Below are 293 nucleotides of genomic sequence, written 5' to 3'. Positions count from 1 at the left end.
TGCCGTGGGTGCTGTCGGCGAAGTCGCCGCAGGCCCTGGCGGGTCAGGCGGAGCGTCTTCTGGCGCTGATGGATGAGGCGCCGCATGAGGCGTCGCTGCTGGATCTGGGTTACTCCCTGGCCCTCTCGCGAGTGCACTTCGAGCAGCGGGCATCCGTGGTGGGCGGTGATCGGGAGGACCTTGTCCGTGGCTTGGAGGCGATCGCCTCGGGCGTGGTGTCGGGGTCGGTGGCCAGGAAGGCGGGTCGTTCGGCGTTCCTGTTCTCGGGTCAGGGTTCGCAGCGGGCCGGTATG

At 69.3% G+C, this 293-nt stretch carries 1 protein-coding gene; it reads left to right on the top strand.

Annotated elements, in window-relative coordinates; translation table 11 throughout:
- Positions 1-293, top strand: a 293-nt coding sequence (locus tag ACLF6P_RS30055; RefSeq protein WP_415954588.1) for a CurL C-terminal domain-containing protein, incomplete at both ends; no start/stop codon positions are given.

The organism is Streptomyces lothianensis (genome assembly GCF_047779955.1).
Classification (GTDB): Bacteria; Actinomycetota; Actinomycetes; order Streptomycetales; family Streptomycetaceae; genus Streptomyces.
The sequence above is the reverse complement of the archived record's forward strand: the minus strand, read 5'-3'. Positions and strand labels throughout refer to the sequence as shown.